At 66.1% G+C, this 1,672-nt stretch carries 2 protein-coding genes; both read right to left on the bottom strand.

Annotated features, from left to right (window positions below; all coding sequences use genetic code 11):
- Positions 1-192 precede the first annotated feature (192 nt).
- Positions 193-684 (bottom strand): recombination regulator RecX, encoded by a 492-nt coding sequence (gene recX, locus ACXJKH_RS20040; protein WP_256774111.1) that lies wholly within the window; start codon positions 682-684, stop codon positions 193-195.
- A 111-nt stretch (positions 685-795) separates the two neighbouring features.
- A partial coding sequence (recA, locus tag ACXJKH_RS20035; RefSeq protein WP_457321991.1) for a recombinase RecA occupies positions 796-1,672 on the bottom strand: 877 nt, incomplete at its 5' end.

Raw genomic sequence — 1,672 nt, 5'->3', positions numbered from 1 at the left:
GCACGATCGTGTGGCCCTTGCCCTTGAAGAACTCAAGGAAATCGCTGCGGATCTGGGAGGTAGTGAAATTGACGGATGCGTTCATGGGGGGCTGGCTTCATGCGGGCCGGTCAGTCCATGGCACGCAGCCCCAATGGCCGGGTGTCAACAGCAGGACCGCCGAAACCACAAAGGGTATCAGGCCCGGGGCGCTCAGTCCTCCGGGTCGTAACGGGTCGCCAGGCGGATGCTGTCCCCCGGGAACCCGCGACGGGCCAGCAGATCGGCGGCTTTGCGCCGTTGCGCCAGCTCCTGCGGCCCGGCCTCGCCGAAGCGACGGCAGACCAGGTCACGCGCGTTTTCGTTCCAGTCGCCTTCAAAGGTGTCCATGGCGACGGCGATCTGGTCGCTGTCCAGCCCATGGGTGCCCAGTTCGGCGCGGATGTGGATCGGGCCATAGCCGGTGTTGGCGCGAATGCGGACCAGGTTCTCGGCAAAGCGGGTGTCGTCCTGCCAGCCGGCCTCGCTGAGCTTGTCGACCGCAGCCACTGCGGCGTCGTTCTCGATGCCACGCGCCTGCAGCTTGCGGGTCAGCTCCTTGCGCGAATGCTCGCGGCGCACCAGCAGGGCCAACGCCCGCTGGACGGGGGTCTGCTCACTGACACGGCGTTTGCGGCGCGGGGCCGGGGCGTCGGACTCGGACATGGCGACCTTCAATCAAATGCGCCGTCCTTGGCGCTCCCCCCGTCGGGGGAATACGGAAACCGCGGGACAGGGCTGGCGTCACTGACGGCGCCGCCCTGCCCCGCAGGAAACTCATTCGGCGTCGTCTTCGACGTCGTCGCCGCCTTCACGCGCGGCTTCTTCCGGCTGGAACTTCTCGCGCAGCTCGGCTTCCAGGCGCTGGGCAATCTGCGGGTTGTCGCGCAGGTAGCCGCGGGCGTTGTCCTTGCCCTGGCCGATACGTTCATCGCCGTAGCTGTACCAGGCGCCGGCCTTCTCGACCAGCTTGGCTTCCACGCCCATGTCGATCAGCTCGCCCTCGCGGCTGATGCCTTCGCCGTAGAGGATCTCGGTGATGACCTGCTTGAAAGGAGGCGCCAGCTTGTTCTTGACGACCTTGATCTTGGTCTGGTTGCCGATGATCTCATCGCCCTTCTTGATCGCGCCGATGCGGCGGATGTCCAGGCGCACCGAGGCGTAGAACTTCAGGGCGTTGCCGCCGGTGGTCACTTCCGGGCTCTGGCCCGGCATCATCACGCCGATCTTGTGGCGCAGCTGGTTGATGAACACCACCAAGGTGTTGGAGCGCTTGATGTTGCCGGTCAGCTTGCGCAGCGCCTGGCTCATCAGACGGGCCTGCAGGCCCGGCAGCTGGTCGCCCATTTCGCCTTCGATTTCCGCCTTGGGCGTCAGCGCAGCGACCGAGTCGACCACCACGATGTCCACCGAGCTGGAGCGCACCAGCATGTCGGCGATCTCCAGCGCCTGCTCACCGGTATCCGGCTGCGACAGCAGCAGGTCGTCCACGTTCACGCCCAGCTTGGCGGCGTAGATCGGGTCGAGGGCATGCTCGGCGTCGATGAAGGCTGCGGTGCCGCCCTTCTTCTGGCATTCGGCAATGGCCTGCAAGGTCAGGGTGGTCTTGCCGGAGGACTCCGGACCATAGATTTCCACGACGCGCCCCTTGGGC

It is taken from the genome of Stenotrophomonas sp. P5_B8, assembly GCF_054049855.1.
This window is presented reverse-complemented; position numbering and strand designations above follow the sequence as displayed.

Bases quoted from the DNA above. Each gene is read 5' to 3' on its own strand.
- recX (WP_256774111.1), bottom strand. From the start codon at position 684: ATGTCCGAGTCCGACGCCCCGGCCCCGCGCCGCAAACGCCGTGTCAGT.